Here is a 19,632-nt window from a genome sequence, read left to right on the forward strand (position 1 = left end):
ATTCATTAAAAAAAGATGTTATATTTTTCTATTAGAATATAACATCCCTCGTATTTAGTATCAATATACATGCCCTAACTGGTAGGTTAAAAGGCCCTACTGTCAGTATTTTTATTAAGTAGTATATATATTTCCTACTTTCCATGTAGTTTTATTTCATTATTATAAAAATTTCACAAGTATTTGTTTTAGAATATCTATTGCAATATTTCAATTAACATAATAAGTATCATATTAGCTTCTAAATTTATATATTCAGCAATATGACTTTATAAGCTGTAATATTACATCAGCTGCCTTATTTGAACCACCTGCATTATAAAAGCTTTTTGATAGTTTAATTGCCTCTTCTTTGTATCCATTATCATTCATAACTTTAAATACAGTATCTTTAATATTTTTTGACCTATTTTCTTTTAACATCAGTCCTGCACCTAAATAAGCAACTCTATTAGCTACCATTCTCTGCTCTGAATGTTGTGGAAATAAGACCATAGGTACCCCATAATATAAACTTTCATTTACACTATTCATACCACAATGAGTGATAAACACATCAGCTTCTTGAAGTATAGCAATCTGTTCAACACTATTTTTAACTTCAAAGTTATTTGGTATATTCCCTAAACTTTTAATGTCAGTATCTCTACCAACAGACATAATTATATCAACATCACAATCTTTAAATGCTTTTATACAGTTTTCATAAAAATTAACATTTTTATTATTAATCGTACCAAGTGAAATATATATAAGTTTTCTCTTTTTATCTTTAGGCTTAACAATCAACTTTGATACTGATGGCCCTACAAAAGAATATTTACTGGAAAAAGTTTCTGACATTGGCTGAAATTCTTTTGATGTATATACAATAGTATTTGTATCATTATCATTAGAAATCATAGAAACAAAGTTTTTTACATAATATCCTTTTCTTTGTAAGAGCTTTATTTTTTTATTAATACGTCTCATCCCCAAAAACATATGAACAACTTCCATAAAACTTTGCTTCATCATTTTTGCTGTATGTTTATTAAATGCAAAAGTTGTTGTAGAGCATATATATGGAATATTAAGTTTTTGTGCAAATAACTTTCCCCAAAAGCTTAATGAGTCTGATACAATACAATTTGGATTAAAAACTTTAAGTTCTCTACATACTTTTTCATCTAAAGATATTGTAGTGTCTGCTATCATCTCAATTAACCCAGAGAAATCCTTGCCAATTTTTTTCTCATCTTCAGGACGTAATTCTGGGAGATATTTATCACAACTAATAAATTTTGCTCCAGTATCTTCAATTTTATCTTTAAATTCATTAAAAGAATAATACAATACTTCATTCCCTCTATCTACTAATTCACGAACTACTTCAATGGTTGGATTAGTATGACCATATGCAGGAATGCTGAAAAAAACTATTTTACTCATATTTTATCCATCCTTTTATAATTTTTCTAAAATTATTCTTCTTTATCTGTTACTCCCATATGACCTATAAAATTTACCAAATCACGTTGATGAACAATTCCTAGTCCTCTTTCTTCATCTCCAAGTATCAATAATTTATCTCCTGTATTTATATTAAATATATCTCTTGCTTCTTTTGGAATAACAATCTGACCACCTTCTCCAACTATAACAGCTCCAAAGAAAAATTTTCCTTTAGGTGGTATTATAATACCCGTTTTTTCTTCTGAATGATTGACTAAATCATCTAGTTTGACATTGTACAATTTTGCAAGTTTAATACAACTATCTATATCAGGAGTGGATTCTCCACTTTCCCATTTTGCTACTGATTGTCTAGATATATTAAGTTTTTCAGCTAAATCCTCTTGCGTATACTGATGAATTTTTCTTAGTCTTTTCAAATTTGTATTAAGCATATTTTAATATCTCCTATATTTATCGTACTAAATTTATTATTTAAATTCTATCAACTAATTTTAACATTTATGTATATATTGATATACATTTCTCTTGTACACATTTACCCTTTAATAAATATATTATAAGAAAATTTATAATTAATAGATACAATCTTTAATTTATCTAAAATGTCATCTTCTATTTATAAAAGTACAAGTGGGACTTTTTGTAATATATTAGAATATTCTGGCTTTACTAGTACAAAATTGTTTTACAGAATTTTTAAAACGAAATTTAAATGAACTTATGATTGTCACACTAGCAATTATAAAATGTTATGTGATAGCTACTTCAAAGATTTCCATAATAGAGATGATTTTCAGTAATGATGTCTATCACCCATTTTTCATTTTTAATACATTATAATTAGTTAGACAATAAATATTTGAGCATGATATTATTATATATAATAGTACGAAGAAATATAGTTTTGCCATAAATAGAAAAAGTAAAAATCATATAAATAACTATAATAATTGAAAAGGAAGTAATATATGAAAATAGCAGTCATAACAACTGAATTTTTAAAAGAATTTGTAGAGAATTCTATAAAAAAATTAAATATCAATGCAGAAGTTGAAATATATATTTATAAAAACTTTTCTCATGTTGGAGATTTATATCTAGAAATCGAGGATAAGTTTGATGGATTCGCAGTCAGTGGACCCATACCTAAGGAAGCTATTACAAAAAAAGTTGGTACTATAAAAAAACCTTTAGTTGATTTTGGTACTGATTTACAAAGTTATTATGATATGTTTCTAAAACTTATTTTTAAATACAATACATTAGATTTTTCTAGAGCATACTTTGACCTAATGGATTGGGCAGATAATCCAAAAGACATATCATATTATCTATCAAATGGCACATTTGGAGACTTAATGTGTAGTATTAATGAAAATGCCTCTAAAATGAGTTTATATGATATAGCAGAACTTGAAAAAAGTATTGCAAAAAAACATATTGATTTATGGAAGGAAGGTAAAATTGATTTTTCTACTACTCGTTTTAGTAGTATTGTTCCTATACTACAAGATGCAGGAGTAAATTTTCATTTCATATATCCTGACATAGATTTATTAAAAAATACTTTTAACAGCTTAATAAAAGACATCAATTTACATAGAATGAAGATAAACCAACCAGGTATAATATATATAACAGTTAAAGATACGAACCATGATGATTATACTATAGACCAAATTTATAAAATATTAAACAATCTAAAAAAAGATAAATTAACTGATTTTATAATTGAGAAAGATAGTAGCTCTTTTAAGATTTTTACTAAATGTGAGACCATTAAATCATTAACTAAAAATTTCACTACATGTTATATAAAAGAATCTATTGAAAATAGTATAAACCTTAAAATATGCGTTGGATATGGGATTGGTAATAACATAAAACAAGCCATGTCTAATGCCATAAATGCTAATAAGGAATCTAAAATAAATCCTTTAAACTACAGTTTCTTAGTTAATGAAAGTTATGAGACAATAGGGCCTTTACTATGTGATAAGTTACTTACAGTTTCAAATAAAGTAACTCCACACATAAATACAATTGCCAAAGATTCTAAATTGTCTACTCTTACTATTCAAAAAATTATATCTGTTATTGAAATTCTACAAAAAGATGAAGTTACTCCTAAGGAATTATCTTCATGTTTAAATGTAACAGTAAGAACTGCCAATAGATTTTTAAGTAGTCTCTTGAAATCTGGAAATGCTACCATATTATATGAGAAACAGAACTCAACAAAAGGTAGACCTGAGAGAGTATACAAATTATTTATATCAGAAAATAAATATTAAAATATAGTGTATAAGAAAATATTTTATCATTAATCAGTAAATAAAATTATATAAGTTTTTAAAAGGTATATCTTATATTTGTGTTTTAAGATATACCTTTTGTAATATTTATTAATAATTTATGTTATTATTTGTTAAATTATATTTTAAACTTTATATCTCATTTAAGGAGTTGGAATATCATCTGGAATAGGACACCTATATGTTTTTCCATTCATAGATTTATCAAATTCTTCTTTTGCTTTTTTGGCTATTTCTGGATTGTTAAGTATTTTAGCTCCAAACATAGCCATAATTTTTGCTGCATATATCATACCTTTTTCTCCAATAGAACTCCCTGCACAAGCTGTAAACTGCCAGCTATGCCCAGGAGCGCCTAGATTTGTGCATCCTGTAAAAAAGTATGCTGTAGGAACTATATGCATTACATCTCCAATATCAGTAGACCCATAACTATTGAAGTTTGTAACATTTCCTCCACCATAATATAGATGAGTTCCTTCTGGCAAATTATATTTACTTATCATAGCACTATATTGTTGAGGACTTTGTCTATCCAACTCAGCTGCAAAATCCAATTCATCTTGAGTCCAAGGCTCTTGTTTAATATCATCCATACATTCTGACACAAGATTTGCTAAGACATGATTGTTTAAAGTATTATAACACCCTCCTAAAAACTCCACTTCAACCTCAGTCTCAGTCATCATTGCAGCTCCTTTTGCTACTTTTATAAGTCTTTCATATGTATTTTCCACAGCTTCCCTACTTAAAGCTCTTGTATAATACCATACTGATGCTTTATCAGGAACTATGTTAGGTGCTACTCCTCCATCTGTAATGGTATAATGAATTCTTACATCAGAAGTAACATGTTCTCTCAAATAATTAGCTCCTACGTTAGTAAGTTCCACAGCATCTAAAGCACTTCTTCCATTTTGAGGGTCTGAACCAGCATGTGCAGTTCTTCCTTTAAAATGAAATTTTACAGAGTTAACAGCTGTTGATATACCAATTGTAGCTTCACTAATCTTATTTGGATGGAAATTTATAGCTAAGTCTAATCCTTCAAATGCGCCACCTCTAGCCATAAACCCTTTACCTGTTAATTGCTCTTCTCCTGGACATGCATAAAACACTATAGTCCCACTTAAATTGTTTTCTATCATTTCTCTTTTAAGTCCTACTACTGCGCCTACATGTGCAGTACATAATAAATTATGTCCACACCCATGACCATAACCTCCCAATTCAAATGCTTCTTGCTTTGTTGAAACTTTTTGATTTAAACCAGGTAGTGCATCAAATTCTCCCATAAAACCTATAACTGGTTTACCTGAACCAAAGCGTGCCTTAATAGCTGTAGCTAGACCTCCTACTCCTACTTCCACATCAAATCCTTCGCATCTTAGAAAGTTTGCTGTATTTTCACATGCTTTGAACTCTTTAAATGCCTTTTCTGGATTTCTCCATATTTTCTTACTCAAATCATCAAGTTTAAATCTTTTATCATCTATCTCACTTATAGATATACTTCCTATCATTACTTCTACCCCCTATAAATTATTACATATTAACCAAATATAAGCGGACCTATTATACTAGCAAATGCCACTGAGGCAATAGTTACAGTAACAAATCCTCCTATAATCATCTTTGGTAATAAATAATCTGTTGCTCTTTGCTTTTCTTCTTCAGAGCCTTCCATTGCATCAATACCTTCATTAGAAATTATCTGTGTTGCTGGATATGCAAGCATACAAGTTACCCCAATTGCAGCTGACATTCTTGGAGAATATCCTAACATTTTTCCCACAGTTGCAGTAAATAGTATTATAAATACAGAACCTACAACAAGTATTCCTATAGTCGGAACAATCATACCAAATAATGCTGTTGGAGTCACCTTGGCAAGCCCTCCAGGTAACATCAGCATACAACCAAACATTATAATTCCATTAGATTGAGATTTATCTAAAATCCCTTTTTCTAAAAACCCTATCCTTGTAAAAATTAACCCTACCAACAAACATGCTATATTGGGATTTAAATAATAGTTTGTAGGAGTAAATTCAGGTATTATAGTTGCCAATCCTACAAAATTACCAATCATGGCTACAATTGAAAGTTTCGCAAGATATACTAGAGTGGATGATTTCTTACTTGAATCTTCCTTAAAAATCTTCATACTTGGAAGTCTAAAATTACTTTTTATTTCATCCTTTAAGAAATCACCTTTATCTCTTTTAGATTTTAATTCTTTATTTATACAATATGTTGTTATAGGAATACCAAAGAATTTTTGAAATGATAATACTAGAATTACAAATGCTGCAAGTTCAGGTCTATTTGCTGCTTCTGCTACAGTTGTTACAATAATACCAGCAACAGTAGAACCTGCTATTGGAGGCGCTGCTATTAAAGCATACTCTCTCCCAAATAACATACTACCCACTGTGAGACAGCCAACTGCTATGCCTACAATCCCTACTAATGCAATTACAACCGTTTTCCATTCACGACATAAGTCTTCAAGATTTATAAGTGTTCCTAAGTTAGTTATTAGTAATGCTATGCCAAAGTTACTCATTGCAGCCAATATGCCTGATGCACCTGTAATGTCTTTTGGTAGAATATTTGTCCAAAATCCCAATAAAAATATAATACACACAAATAGCAATGTCGAAATTGCACCTTTTGTTTTCTTAGATAAAAACTCACTAAAAGCATAAATCATTACACATACAGTAAAGCATGTAAGTGGATTCCAAAAATTTTCCATTGTTGTTTCCTCCTGAATATAATAATTTTTTTATCAATAAAACAATAATTATAAAATGTATATTCTGTAGTTAATTTTAACTACATATAGCACAACTTGATATTCCCATGCGTCTTAAATTATTCTCAAAATACCTAAATAAATATATCTATAGTTAATCTTTTAAATGTTAGCTATAAATTATTGAATTACTAGATTTCTTTTGAACCTTTAAGCCTCTGCATTATTAGATAGATGTAGAATTGTACCACAATTATCTTTAATTTTGATATACATGTTAGAAAACTTATATTTATTTAAATATTGTATATAAGATTTGCACTTTATATGCGTCTTAAATTATTCCTAAAATATCTAATATAAATTATTAACATATCTATTACTAAAAGATACCTCCTTCTAAATCTTCCTTAACCTTAAATCTAAACTTATATTTGATATTATTCTCCCCCTTTCAAATTAAGCTTTGTCTAATAACTTTAAAAAGTATGTTTTAAGAAACAAAATTATTTATCATGTTAAATTAACGTTAAGCTATTTACATTTATAGTCCTAAATTATTCTTAAAATAACCATAAAAAACTATTAAGTTTTAAAGACCTTACCTTTTATATTGTCATACTATTCTTGATATAAATTATAGTTTCAAATTTCATTCTTGTCAATATATTCTGATATTTTTTATATATAAAAATGTGTACCTCCAATTATAGTAATTAGATTAACCACTTTACTATCACTATTTTTAGGAGAATACACATTTTATTTTATATATCTAACGAACTTAAATTATCTCCATTAGATTTTATGACCTCTTTGTACCAGTCAAATGATTTTTTCTTACATCTCTTAAAACTACCTTTACCTTCATCATCTAAATCAACATATATAAATCCATATCTTTTACTCATCTGTCCTGTAGTTGCACTGACTAAGTCAATTGGTGCCCACATTAAATATCCAAAACATTCAACATTATCCTCTTTAATTGCAGACTTCATTTGTGATAGATGCTTACTTAGATACTCAATTCTATAATCATCATTTATAGTTCCATCTTCCTCAACTCTATCATATGCTCCTAGTCCATTTTCTGTAATTAAGATAGGTAACTGATATTTTCTGTAAATATAGTTTAAAGTAAATCTTAGTCCTATAGGGTCTATTGCCCATCCCCACTTACTTTGTTCCAAGTATGGATTTTGAACTCCTCCAAATAAAGATTTATCACTTGATAAACTTTCTTTTGGAATAGACACACTTGAAAAATAATAATTAAGTCCTATAAAATCTAATCTACCTTCTTTAAATGCTTCTTTATCTTCATTAGTTACTTCAATATTTATATTATTTTTTTCATATTCTCTTAGTTTATATTGAGGAAACTTTCCATTACACATTGCATCAATTTGATAATAGTCACAGTCATTATCTAAGAACGCATTTAATACATTACTAGGATTGCAATTATATGGATAAATTGGATTTAATCCAAACACACATCCAACTTTATTATTTGGATTGATTTCTCTAGCCAACTTTGTAACCTTTACACTTGCTAATGTCATATTATACCCTACATTTGCCAATGTCTGAACCTTGTCTTGCATTTCACTATACTTAATCCCTGCTATCATATAAGTAAAAATATCAGAGTGCTCTGTCTGAGGGTCAATATGATTCATCTCATTAAATGTAACCCAGTACTTTACTTTGTTATCAAACTTTCTCATTATAGTCTCACTATACTTTAAATATAAATCTATAAGCTTTCTGTTATTCCATGAACCATATTTATGTACTAAATTAATAGGTAACTCAAAATGATAGAGTGTTACAATAGGCTCTATATTATTTTCTATTAAAGTATCTATTAAATCTTCATAATATTTAAGACCTAACTCATTAGGATTATTATCATCCCCATTTGGAAAAATTCTTGACCAGTCTATAGATATCCTTAATGCACTAAAGCCTATTTCTTTAAATAAAGCTATATCTTCTTTATATCTATTGTAAAAATCAATTCCATTATGAGAAGGATAATCTAATTCTTCTTCTATTTTATCAGTAATTACTCTTGGTGTTTCATAAGAGCCTTTAGTTACAAAATCCATAATTGCAGCTCCTTTATTATCAACATCCCATGCACCTTCACATTGATGTGCTGCAATACTTCCTCCCCAGAAAAATGTATCTTCAAAATTCATAAATTTCTCCTCCTAAAATTTATACTATTACAGTTAATAGCTCTTCTGATTCATCATTTGATGAAATTACATCTAAGTAATCACTAGTATTTGTAACTACTATTATTATAGTTGAATCAAATCCTTCTTCGATAATCTTATCAGATTCAAATATTGCTAAAGAATCACCTTTTTTAACTCTTTGATTTTGTGTTACAAGGCTTTCAAAGAATTTTCCATCCAAATTTACAGTATCTATCCCAATATGAATTAAGATTTCTAGTCCTTCATCAGTCACTATACCATAGGCATGTTTAGTTGGAAATACTATAGTTATAGTCCCATCCACAGGAGACATAACCATTGATTTTGATTCACTAGGTATAATTCCAATCCCCTTGCCTAGTGCTCCAGATGAAAACGCCTTATCATTAACCTCTTCAAGTGCAATTACTTGACCTTTGGCAACATTTCCAACACTAATAGTTCTTGAGCTATTTTCATTAACTATTAGTTCTAATTCCTTTTTATTATCGTTTTCAACTTTTTCTTTTTCACCTGAAGGTATTCCTAATAAATAAGAGGCTATTGTTGCTACCACAAATGCTACTACTACACCTATTATCATAAATATAAAGTTAGACATCTCTCCTCCAACAAGATATGTTGGTAATGCTGCTAATCCCCAAACCATTCCGTATGTTTTAACTTGTGCTAATCCTGCTATTAAACCACCTAAGCCTCCACCTATCATTACTGCTACAAATGGTCTTCTATATTTCATAAATACCCCAAACACTGAGGGCTCTGTGACTCCCATAAGTGCACTAAAACTTACTGTACCAAATAATTGCTTTTGTTCTTTATTTCTAGTTTTTAAGAAATATCCAAACATAGCACCACAAACTGCAATATCAGATATTGTTGCTGCTCCCATAAAAATTGGGTCATATCCTAATGCTGTTACAGAATTTAAAGCTATTGGCATAGTAAAATTTGCTGCACCAAATACTATTAAGAGTGGTTGTAAAGCTGCATATAAAGCAACAACACTCCAATTTCCTAATGTATCAATTAAAAACATACATACATAGTTTAATCCATCACCAATCCACATACCAATAGGTCCAAATACTGTTAATGTAACTGATAAAGTTATTATTAAAGATAATACTGGAACTAAAAAATAGTGTAGTGCTTTAGGTAAGATTTTTTTCAAACATTCAATTACAATTCCCATTGCCCATACTCCTAAAAGTATTGGAATAAAACTATTTGCATAAGTTGTTGTTTGTAAATTTATACCAAATAGACTTAACCCTTCCACGCCATCTATTGATGAGGACAATAATGTAACTGCTAATACTACTGCTATATAAGGATTTACATTAAGTCTTTTTGCTGATGCTATTGCAATTAATACTGGTAAGAAGTGAAACGTAGCACTTCTTAATGTGTCCAATATTTGATATGTAGGACTATCACTATGAATTATACCTGACATGTTTAAAAGTGCTAGTATACTTGCAAGTATCCCAGCTGCAAGTAGTACTTCAATTACTGAAGTCATAGTCTCTGAAACTACCACAAGTATGGAATTAAATATACCTTTGATACCTTTAACTCCTTTTTTGCTTTCACTCTTTATACTTGATTCACTTGAATTTAAACCTATCATAGACATAAACTCATTATATACATCTACAACATGAGTTCCTATTATAATTTGATAAGCAACATCATTAGAAACTACATCAATTACTCCTTTTAGTTTTTTAATTTCTTCTGTTTTAGATATACTCCTATCATTTAATGTAAGTCTTAAACGAGTAACACAATGTGCTACAGACTTTATATTTTCTTTTCCACCTATGAGTCTTATTATATTTTCATTTAAATCTTTATACTTCATCTGATTTTGCCTCCAATCTTTGAGTCACCCTATTTATATGTAACATTAGATAAGTTTCTTCACTTATAGATATATCAACATTAAATTGTGATTTTACGTATTTTCTTATTTTTTGAACACTTCCAAATGATTTTGGATAAAGTTTACTCACCTGCTTATATAGGTCTATTGAACCATCTTCATCTGTTGAAGCTTCATCTGACATAATTCTTTGTATAAAGTATTGTAGATGAGTCGTAAATCTCATATAGTTTGTTGAAGTTTCATTTAACTCTACATTAAAATGATATTTTATTATAGAAATTATATCTCCTAAAGTTCTTAATTCCACAACTGTATCATCATGAGATTTTTTATTTACCTCCATATTTACAAAATGAAGCGCTATTGATACTGCTTCATCATCAGGAAGATTAATTTTCTTACTATCACCAATTAATTTTAATGCATGCATACCAATTTCAAAGTGCTTTGGATAAAATCTTTTAACATTCCATACCAAAGGACTTTTTATAAATTGATTTTTTTCACATCTTTTAAGCAAAAACTCTAGATGATCTAGTAAAGTTAAACTTAGATAGTCACTTGATTTTATGTTTAAAACTTTCTCACCATATTCAATTATTTCATTAATAAGGACTATGTTGTTAGAATCTGAGTTTTGTAGTAGATAGCTAAAGTGTTCTAACATATCATATGAATCTAGTATATAAGTTCTTTCTATTTCATCTTCATTTATTACTTGTCCCACTCTTTTTTTAAAACCAATTCCTTTGACAAATACAATAATTTCATTTTTACCTCTTTTTACTAAGGCTACATTATTATTTAAAATCTGAATTATTTTCATATATTCCTCCTTTCAATAAAAAGAACCCAAGCATATATGTATAGAGTATTCCTCTATTTTTCACATATATACTTGAGTTCTGCCTGCTAATCAGTAACATACTCAAAATTATGACTACATCGCCATAATTAGAATTCTTTTTTGTTTAATTTTATATTCTATATAGTATACTATCTATGTAAATCTGTCAACGATTTCCTAAATATTTTTTGTTTTATAAACTTCACATATATTATATATCAAGTGCTGCATGATATCCTTGATATACTGCAGTAGTTATAGTAGATGGACGTACACAATCACCGATTTGTGCTACATATGGAGCACAATCTATTAACTCTTCTACTATATTTCTATTAGCTCTCTGTCCAAGTGCACATATAACATGTGTTCCTGGTACTAAAATTTCATTACCATTTTTATCAGCACAAAGAACGCCTTCCTCTGATACTTTTAATCCTTTAAATTCTGTATGTACTTCAACACCTTGTTTTTCTATTTCATCTAAAAGTATTGGACGGTGTCTTATATTTGCATCTGGAGCAAGTTCACTTCTCATTTCCACTATATGAACCTTCTTACCTTCTTTAGCTAAATGTATCGCTGTTTCACATCCAGCAAGACCTCCACCAAGTACTATTATTTCTTTCACAGTTTCTACCTTATCTCTTTCTAGATAATAATTGTTTACAACTACTACATTATCGCCATCAAGTCCTGGAATTGGAGGAACTAATGGAGATGAACCTACTGCTATTATTAGGGCATCCACATTTTCTTTTTCTACATACTCCTTAGTAACTTTTGTATTTAGACGTATTTCTACACCTTCATCTTTTGCTAATTTGCTAAAAGTATTTCCAAGTTCATACATTTCATATTTAAATGGTATAGCTTTTTCTCCTTTTAAGATTCCACCTAATGCATCTGCTTTTTCACAAAGTATTACTTTATGACCACGTTGTGCTGCTGTTATCGCTGCTTTTAATCCTCCTGGCCCTCCACCTGCTACTAAAACTTTTTTAGGTTTTAATACTGGAGTTATTTCCATACCTTCTATTTCACGACCTATAAGTGGATTTACTGTACATCTTCTAGTGGAAGTTGCAGCTCTTTCAGCCATACAAGTGAAACATCTTAAACACTTGACTATATCCTCATCTCTATTTGACATTACCTTTTTTGGAAGTTCGTGGTCTGCTAATAATGCTCTTGCCATTTCAACTACATCAGCTTTTCCACTTGCTATTATCTCTTCCATTTGAGCTGGGTCATTTAGTCCGCCAAGAGTTGCAACTGGTACACTTACATGTTTTTTGATTTCCGCTGCAAGATAAACATTACATCCATGAGGTACAAACATAGATGGATGTGTTATTCCAAACCCTCTTTGATATGTTCCTGCTGAAACATGAAGCAAGTCAATTCTTGACTCTAATAGCTTAGATATTTCAATACCCTCAGCTAAATCATATCCACCTTCAAATAATTCAGAGCCACTTAATCTAAATTCTATTGGGAATCCTGGACCTACAGCTTTACGAACACTATCTAATACTTCTTGTGCAAAACGTACCCTATTTTCTAAAGTACCTCCATATTTATCAGTTCTTTTATTAAAGTATGGTGATAAGAATTGATTGATTAACCATCCATGTCCTCCATGAACCATTATCATTTCAAATCCAGCTCTTTTGGCAATACCTGCAACTTCTCCATAAGACTTTACTATATCATCTATTAATTCTTGAGTTAATTCCTTTATTTCTAGACCATCAGCTCTTGTACTTGGACTTACTCCATACTGTGACAAACCTTGCTTTTTGTTTTTATCCACTAGGTAAGTTCCTGCATATTGACCAGAATGTGATAGTTCTACACTTGGTATTGCACCATGACGTCTTATAGCATCTGCTGTATATGTAAAACTGGCTAAAGAATCAACTATTTTTAAATCTAAGTGATACGCATGTGAACCATCAGTCTCTGGATGAACCATACATTCACTTATAGTTACAGCTCCAGCCCCACCCTTTGCTCTTAATTCATAAAATGCTGTTGACTTTGGTCCTATTGTACAGTCGGCTGTTATATCTGTTCCACCCATTGGTGCAGAAAACATTCTATTTTTGAATATTACATTTCCTATTTGAATTGGTTTACATAAATTTGGATATTTTCTTTTCATAATATTATCTCCTCCATATTAACTTATTTTTTTGCTCTGATATTTTGATATTTCTTTATTATTTACAAATCTATAAACAAAGGTTAATCCTAAGCCTATTATCGCCATAACAATTCCTATTGTGAATGCTCTTGTATAATTACCATCCACTGCGTAAACATTTTTCATTACTGTAGGTCCAATGTATCCTGCAAATGCAAATCCTATAAACATGATTCCATAATTAACGCTATTATTTTTAGGACCAAACTGGTCTACTGTAAACCCTGGGAATACCCCCATAAATGCCCCAAAACATACTCCTATAATAGAAATTCCTATGTAAAACTTCACTACTTCTCCTTGTACTGAAGTTGATAAACAAAATAAACCTACAATTGAAATTATAAATGCCATTGATAAGGTATTTATTCTACCTATCTTATCTGATATATAACCTGCTACAATACGACCTGCTGTATTGAATAAAGCTAAAACGGAAACTGCCATTGCAGCTGTTGCTGATGTCATGCCTATCATATTTTGTGCTAAAGCAGATGCCATGGATGTACACATCAATCCATAAAAAGCTCCACATGTTAGTAAAATAATCATCACATAGAATATTGATGAAGAAAGCATTTCTCTCCAATTTTTATTTTTTGACTGCTTCCCTTGCATAACTGGTGATGTCCATCCTTCTGGTACAAAATCATCTGGACATTTTTCAATAAAAAATGATGCTCCACATACAACTATAAGAAATACTATCCCAATTGACTTAAATGCTGTTGTAATACCAAAACTAGTAGTTATGCTATTTGCTATTGGTGGTATAATTACAGAACTAAATCCATAAGCAGCAGTTGTTATTCCCCCTACTAATCCACGCTTATCTGGGAAAAATTTAACAGAGTTGCTTATTGTACACCCATATACCATTCCAACTCCAAGACCTAGTACGATTCCATATGTTAATACTAACATTGGTAAGCTTTTTGAAAATCCAGATAAAATCATACCAATACCAAATATAAGACCGCCTACAAAAATAACTTTCTTAGGTCCAAACTTATCATTTATTCGACCTCCAGTAATCATAGTTATAGGTCCAACTGAATTAGTAACTGTGAATACTATTGCTAAAGTGCCTGCAGTAAATGCTGTTCCATTAATTCCACTTAAGTATTCTGCCATAGGTGTAGCAAATACACTCCATGCATAGATTGACCCAATACACAAATTAATAAAACAACTTGCGATTAATATAATCCATCTTTTTTTAGTATAGTTCATTATTTTTTCCCCTCCAAACAATTCAATCTATTCCTTTTATTTAGGTTAATATTATCATAATAATGTTTTCATGTAAATACAAACATGTAATTAATTACATGTTTGTATTTACATTTCTTTTTATTTAACCTATTTTTTTATAAATAATGATATAATAGACTTATTGATAATAAAACTAAAGAGGTGAAATATGGGAACCCTTAAATATGCAATATTAGGACTATTAAACAGAAAACCTATGACAGGATATGATTTAAGTAAAGAATTTAATTTTCAACTAAATGAATTTTGGAGTGCAAAACATAGTCAAATTTATCCAGAGTTAAAAAAATTAACTAATGAAGATTTAATAGTTCATGAAGTTGAAATTAGTGGTGATGTGTTAGAAAAAAAGGTTTACTACATAACAGAAAAAGGAAAGGATGAATTTTTAACTTGGCTATCTAAAGACATCCCAATGGAGCCTACTCCTAAAAATAAGTTTAGACTGAGAGTATATTTTTATAATAATCTAGATTTAGAAAATAGAATTGATTTACTTAAACATCAACTTATTCAGCATAGTAAAAGACTTGAATTTTTAATGAGCCAAAAAGATGCTTATGCTGAAATCCCTGACTTTTATGATGATTATTTTGGTGATTATCTTGTATTAGATGGGGCGATTATAAGAGAAGAAGGTCAAATTAAATGGCTAAGTAATTGTATAGATATTTGCCTACAACAAAGTAAGAAATAAATATCAAAAATAATTTTTTTAAATCTATACAACATTAATTAGATGATTCCTATATTGAGTAGGAACCATCTTTTTTGTACTCATTAATTCTTTTAATTATTATAGTCATAAACATACTAATCTATTTCATCTTTTAAATCTTTAAAAATACCCTACAAAATAGACATTATATATCTACTCTATAGGGTACATTTTAATTTAACTCTATTTTCATGACTTTTTATGTCTATTAAAATGAATTTTCATCTCAATCAATCTAGCATAATAATTATAAGTTATTTCTCCAATACATTTTTGCTAGTTTAAATAGTCTATACAAAACTAAAAAATTATGCCCATTATTAGTTTCATATTTTTTTATTTAATCTAAATCTTCACCATTTGAAGCAATTACTTTCTTATACCATTCAAAACTTTTCTTTTTACTTCTTTTCAAACTTCCATTACCACTATTATCTCTATCTACATATATAAATCCATAACGCTTTTCCATTTCACCCGTACTAGCACTTACTAAATCAATAGGACCCCACATAGTATATCCTAGTAAATCTACTCCATCTATAGAAACTGCATCATACATAGCTTTTATATGTTCTCTTAAATAATCGATTCTATAATCATCTTCTATGTAACCATTTTCATCAGCTATATCTTTAGCTCCTAATCCATTTTCTACAATAAATAATGGCTTTTCATATCTATCATATACATGATTTAACGTAATTCTTAGACCTAGTGGGTCAATTGGCCATCCCCATTGACTATATGAAAGATATGGATTTTTAGCAGATGTAAATATATTTCCTTCAGCTACATCATCTACACTTTTATCAGTTCTAACACAACGGCTATTATAATATGAGAATGCAATAAAATCTACAGTGTGTTTATTTAATAATTCAATATCACCAGGTTCCATTTCTGGTGTAATACCTTTTTGTTCCATATACTTTAAGGCATAATTAGGATATTTTCCCCTAGATTGTACATCTATAAAAAAATAGTTTTCTCTATCTAGCTTTGTAGCTTCCCATACATCATTAGGATTACAACTATAAGGGTATACACTTCCAGCTGCAAACATACATCCAACTGAGTTATTTTCATCAACTTCATGTGCTATTTTAGTTGCGACCGCACTAGCCACAAGTTCATGATGGGCAGCTTGATATTTTATCCTTTCAACATCTTCTCCTTCTTCAAAACAAATACCAGCACCCATAAATGGAGCATGCAAAATCATATTTATTTCATTAAAAGTCAACCAATACTTCACTAATCCTTTATACCTTCTAAAGATTACATTGCATAGTTTCTCATAAAAACCTATCATCTTTCGATTACGCCATGCACCATACTTTTCAATTAAATGCATAGGACAATCAAAATGTGTAATAGTAACTAATGGTTCTATATTATACTTTTTACATTCATTAAATATATTTTCATAAAATTGAAGACCCTTTTCATTTGGCGTTTCTTCATCACCTTTTGGGAATATTCTACTCCATGCAATACTCATTCTGTATACTTTAAATCCCATTTCACCAAATAACTTTATATCTTCTTTATAATTATGGTACATATCAATACCAGTTTGAGCTGGATAATAATGTTCATCATCAAAATCAAACATTTTTAATTTTCCTGTAATAACTGCTGTTCTATCTTTTCCTGTTGGACATACATCTACATTTGCTAGACCTCTTCCATCTTCATTATATCCACCTTCGCATTGATTAGCAGCAGTAGCTCCTCCCCAGAGAAAATCTTTTTTAAAACTCATAGTTAAGCCTCCTAAAATTACACTAAAGCATTAACTTATGCTAATACTTTAGTCTTTTATTAATACCTTAGTATTTTATTAATTCCTTAATCTTTTACTAAAATATAACTGTAATTAGATTATCTTTTAATTCAGTATTTTTACTTTCTGTTTCTACCACATCTAAAAACTGCGATGAATTTGTAATAACAATTGGAGTTACAACACTATATCCTGACTCTTTTATTACATCAATATCAAATTTTAGTATTGTTTGACCTTTTATAATCCTGTCACCTTGTTTTATATATGCCTCAAAACCTCTTCCTTCTAATTGAATAGTATTTAATCCAATATGAATAAGTACCTCAACACCTGCATCTGAAATAATTCCTATAGCATGCAAGCTTGGGAATAAGGTCGTAACCACTCCATCTACTGGTGCAACTACTTTTCCATCACTAGGTATTATTGCTACACCTTGACCCAGTACACCAGATGCAAATGCTGCATCTTCTATATCACTTAAATTTAATACTTCTCCTTTTATAGGGCTTGCTATTATCTCTTTTTCTAATTTAACAGACTTAACTCCTTTTGTTTCTTCTTCTACTTTATTGTTTACCTTTTTAGATTCTTCTGTTTTCTCATCTTTATATAAAACCATAGTTAATACAAAAGCTACAACTATTGATATAGCTATACCAGAAAGAGCTACTATTAAGTTGCCCATTCCTCCATCTGGTTCAATCATTGCTGGAAGTTCGAATATTCCCATCCCTCCAGTTATAAACTTTCTAAGATTAAAGAATCCATAGAAAGCTCCTCCAATACCACTAGCAATACAACTTATTATAAATGGTTTCTTTAAAGGTAGTAGTATCCCATAAATTGCTGGCTCTGTAACTCCAAATATACCAGATATAAAGTTTGGTATTGCCATCTCTCTTAATTTCTTATTTTTAGTCTTAAAAAATATAGCTAATACAACTGCCGAACTTGCAAATGTACAAGCAAAGAATGGCATCATAACATTATCGTATCCTAAAGTCATAACATTATTTATATATACAGGAATAAATCCCCAGTGCATACCAAAAATAACAAGAATTTGCCAAGTAAATCCTACTATAGCACCTGCTAATAATGGACTAAAATCTCTTACTGAAAGTACAACTTGTGAAATAAGTGTAGAACCAAATGTTGCTATAGGACCTATAACTATAAGTGCAACAGGTAATGTAACTAATAATGTGAGCATTGGTACAAAGAAGAACTTAACTAAGTCTGGAATAAACTTATTAAATAATTTTTCACACTTAGATGCAAAATACACTATAAATATAATTGGTACAACTGTTCCAGTGTAATCCATTGATATTATTGGTAATCCAAGGAAATCAATATATACTGGTGATGCAAACATAGTCCCTTTAAATAAAGTATACATCGCATCTGTACCTGCTGATATACTGCTACCTTGTATAGCAGGATAACACATTGCAGCTCCTAGTGCTAATCCCAACATTGGTTTTAAACCAAATTTTTTGGCTGAAGTATATCCTAAAAATAAAGGAAGAAATGTAAATAATGCATCTCCTGTTGCATTTATTACCAGATATACACCAGATACATCACTATATAGTCCCATTGCTACAAATAAAGCATTAAAACCTTTTAACATACCACAGGCTGCCATTATTCCTAGTACTGGCTGGAAAATTCCTGATATTATATCTATACATTTATCCAACATACTACCTGACTTCTTTGTTTCCAAATTTTCACTTGAGTCATCTAAGTCAATTATTTCAACTACATCTTTATATACAGCTTCAACATGATTTCCTATAACTACTTGATATTGCCCTCCACTTTTCATTACAGTAACAATACCTTCCATATTTTTCAACACATCGTCATTTGCTATACTTTCATCTTTTAATGTAAAACGTAATCTCGTAATACAGTGTACTAATCCACTAATATTTTCTTTTCCTCCAACATCTTTTACTATGTCTTGTGCTAATTGTTTGTATTTTCCCATTTTCTCCTCCATATTTCGTTTAAATTAAATTTTTGAAATTTGAAGGTTTGGCCAACTCAATGTTACCATCCAACCATAGGTATATCTTTTTAGTATCACTTCCTTTCAATAGCTATTCCTATATAAACTA

13 protein-coding genes and 1 pseudogene are annotated in these 19,632 nt (G+C 29.6%); 2 read left to right on the forward strand and 12 right to left on the reverse strand.

Features of this window, described 5'->3' with window-relative positions:
* Positions 1-255 precede the first annotated feature (255 nt).
* The 3 genes and pseudogenes from Q3223_RS01610 to Q3223_RS01620 form a co-directional block, all read right to left on the reverse strand.
* The gene (locus tag Q3223_RS01610) at positions 256-1,431 is read right to left on the reverse strand and encodes a macrolide family glycosyltransferase (protein ID WP_227832071.1); all 1,176 of its coding nucleotides are present in this window, start codon (positions 1,429-1,431) and stop codon (positions 256-258) included.
* Between the two features lie 32 nt (positions 1,432-1,463).
* Complete coding sequence (locus Q3223_RS01615; protein ID WP_407811527.1) at positions 1,464-1,679, reverse strand: AbrB/MazE/SpoVT family DNA-binding domain-containing protein; 216 nt, start codon at positions 1,677-1,679, stop codon at positions 1,464-1,466.
* Positions 1,680-1,706: 27 nt separating this feature from the next.
* Positions 1,707-1,889 (reverse strand): annotated as a pseudogene (locus tag Q3223_RS01620) (helix-turn-helix transcriptional regulator); the annotation flags it as partial.
* 537 nt (positions 1,890-2,426) lie between these two features.
* Here Q3223_RS01620 and Q3223_RS01625 point away from each other — a divergent pair.
* Entirely contained in the window at positions 2,427-3,752 is a 1,326-nt protein-coding gene (locus Q3223_RS01625) for a hypothetical protein (RefSeq protein WP_407811494.1), read from the forward strand.
* Positions 3,753-3,916: 164 nt separating this feature from the next.
* On the opposite strand, the gene Q3223_RS01630 is transcribed toward Q3223_RS01625, so the two are convergent.
* The 7 genes from Q3223_RS01630 to Q3223_RS01660 all read right to left on the reverse strand — a co-directional run bounded on the left by Q3223_RS01630 (position 3,917) and on the right by Q3223_RS01660 (position 14,948).
* The gene (locus Q3223_RS01630) at positions 3,917-5,296 is read right to left on the reverse strand and encodes a M20 family metallopeptidase (protein WP_407811495.1); all 1,380 of its coding nucleotides are present in this window, start codon (positions 5,294-5,296) and stop codon (positions 3,917-3,919) included.
* 29 nt (positions 5,297-5,325) lie between these two features.
* Positions 5,326-6,534, reverse strand: a complete 1,209-nt coding sequence (locus tag Q3223_RS01635; protein WP_054271594.1) for a hypothetical protein — start codon at positions 6,532-6,534, stop codon at positions 5,326-5,328.
* A gap of 767 nt (positions 6,535-7,301) precedes the next feature.
* Complete coding sequence (locus Q3223_RS01640; RefSeq protein ID WP_231301072.1) at positions 7,302-8,744, reverse strand: family 1 glycosylhydrolase; 1,443 nt, start codon at positions 8,742-8,744, stop codon at positions 7,302-7,304.
* 19 nt (positions 8,745-8,763) lie between these two features.
* Positions 8,764-10,635 (reverse strand): beta-glucoside-specific PTS transporter subunit IIABC, encoded by a 1,872-nt coding sequence (locus tag Q3223_RS01645; RefSeq protein WP_407811496.1) that lies wholly within the window; start codon positions 10,633-10,635, stop codon positions 8,764-8,766.
* Entirely contained in the window at positions 10,625-11,485 is an 861-nt protein-coding gene (locus tag Q3223_RS01650; RefSeq protein ID WP_074179894.1) for a PRD domain-containing protein, read from the reverse strand. The genes Q3223_RS01645 and Q3223_RS01650 overlap by 11 nt, the downstream gene beginning before the upstream one ends.
* Positions 11,486-11,717: 232 nt before the next feature.
* Complete coding sequence (locus Q3223_RS01655) at positions 11,718-13,673, reverse strand: FAD-dependent oxidoreductase (protein ID WP_407811497.1); 1,956 nt, start codon at positions 13,671-13,673, stop codon at positions 11,718-11,720.
* An 18-nt stretch (positions 13,674-13,691) separates the two neighbouring features.
* A complete protein-coding gene (locus tag Q3223_RS01660; RefSeq protein ID WP_407811498.1) occupies positions 13,692-14,948 on the reverse strand; it encodes an OFA family MFS transporter in 1,257 nt (418 codons plus the stop codon).
* Between the two features lie 190 nt (positions 14,949-15,138).
* Between Q3223_RS01660 and Q3223_RS01665 the strand changes: the two genes are divergently transcribed.
* On the forward strand, positions 15,139-15,687 hold the full coding sequence (locus Q3223_RS01665) for a PadR family transcriptional regulator (protein ID WP_054277565.1): 549 nt from the start codon (positions 15,139-15,141) through the stop codon (positions 15,685-15,687).
* 361 nt (positions 15,688-16,048) lie between these two features.
* Here the strand turns inward: Q3223_RS01665 and Q3223_RS01670 are convergent, their stop codons facing one another.
* A complete protein-coding gene (locus Q3223_RS01670) occupies positions 16,049-17,476 on the reverse strand; it encodes a 6-phospho-beta-glucosidase (protein WP_407811499.1) in 1,428 nt (475 codons plus the stop codon).
* Positions 17,477-17,573: 97 nt separating this feature from the next.
* Positions 17,574-19,502 (reverse strand): beta-glucoside-specific PTS transporter subunit IIABC, encoded by a 1,929-nt coding sequence (locus Q3223_RS01675; protein ID WP_407811500.1) that lies wholly within the window; start codon positions 19,500-19,502, stop codon positions 17,574-17,576.
* Positions 19,503-19,632 lie beyond the last annotated feature (130 nt).

The sequence above is a fragment of the Clostridioides sp. GD02367 genome (assembly GCF_045900275.1).
Classification (GTDB): domain Bacteria; phylum Bacillota; class Clostridia; order Peptostreptococcales; family Peptostreptococcaceae; genus Clostridioides; species Clostridioides difficile_A.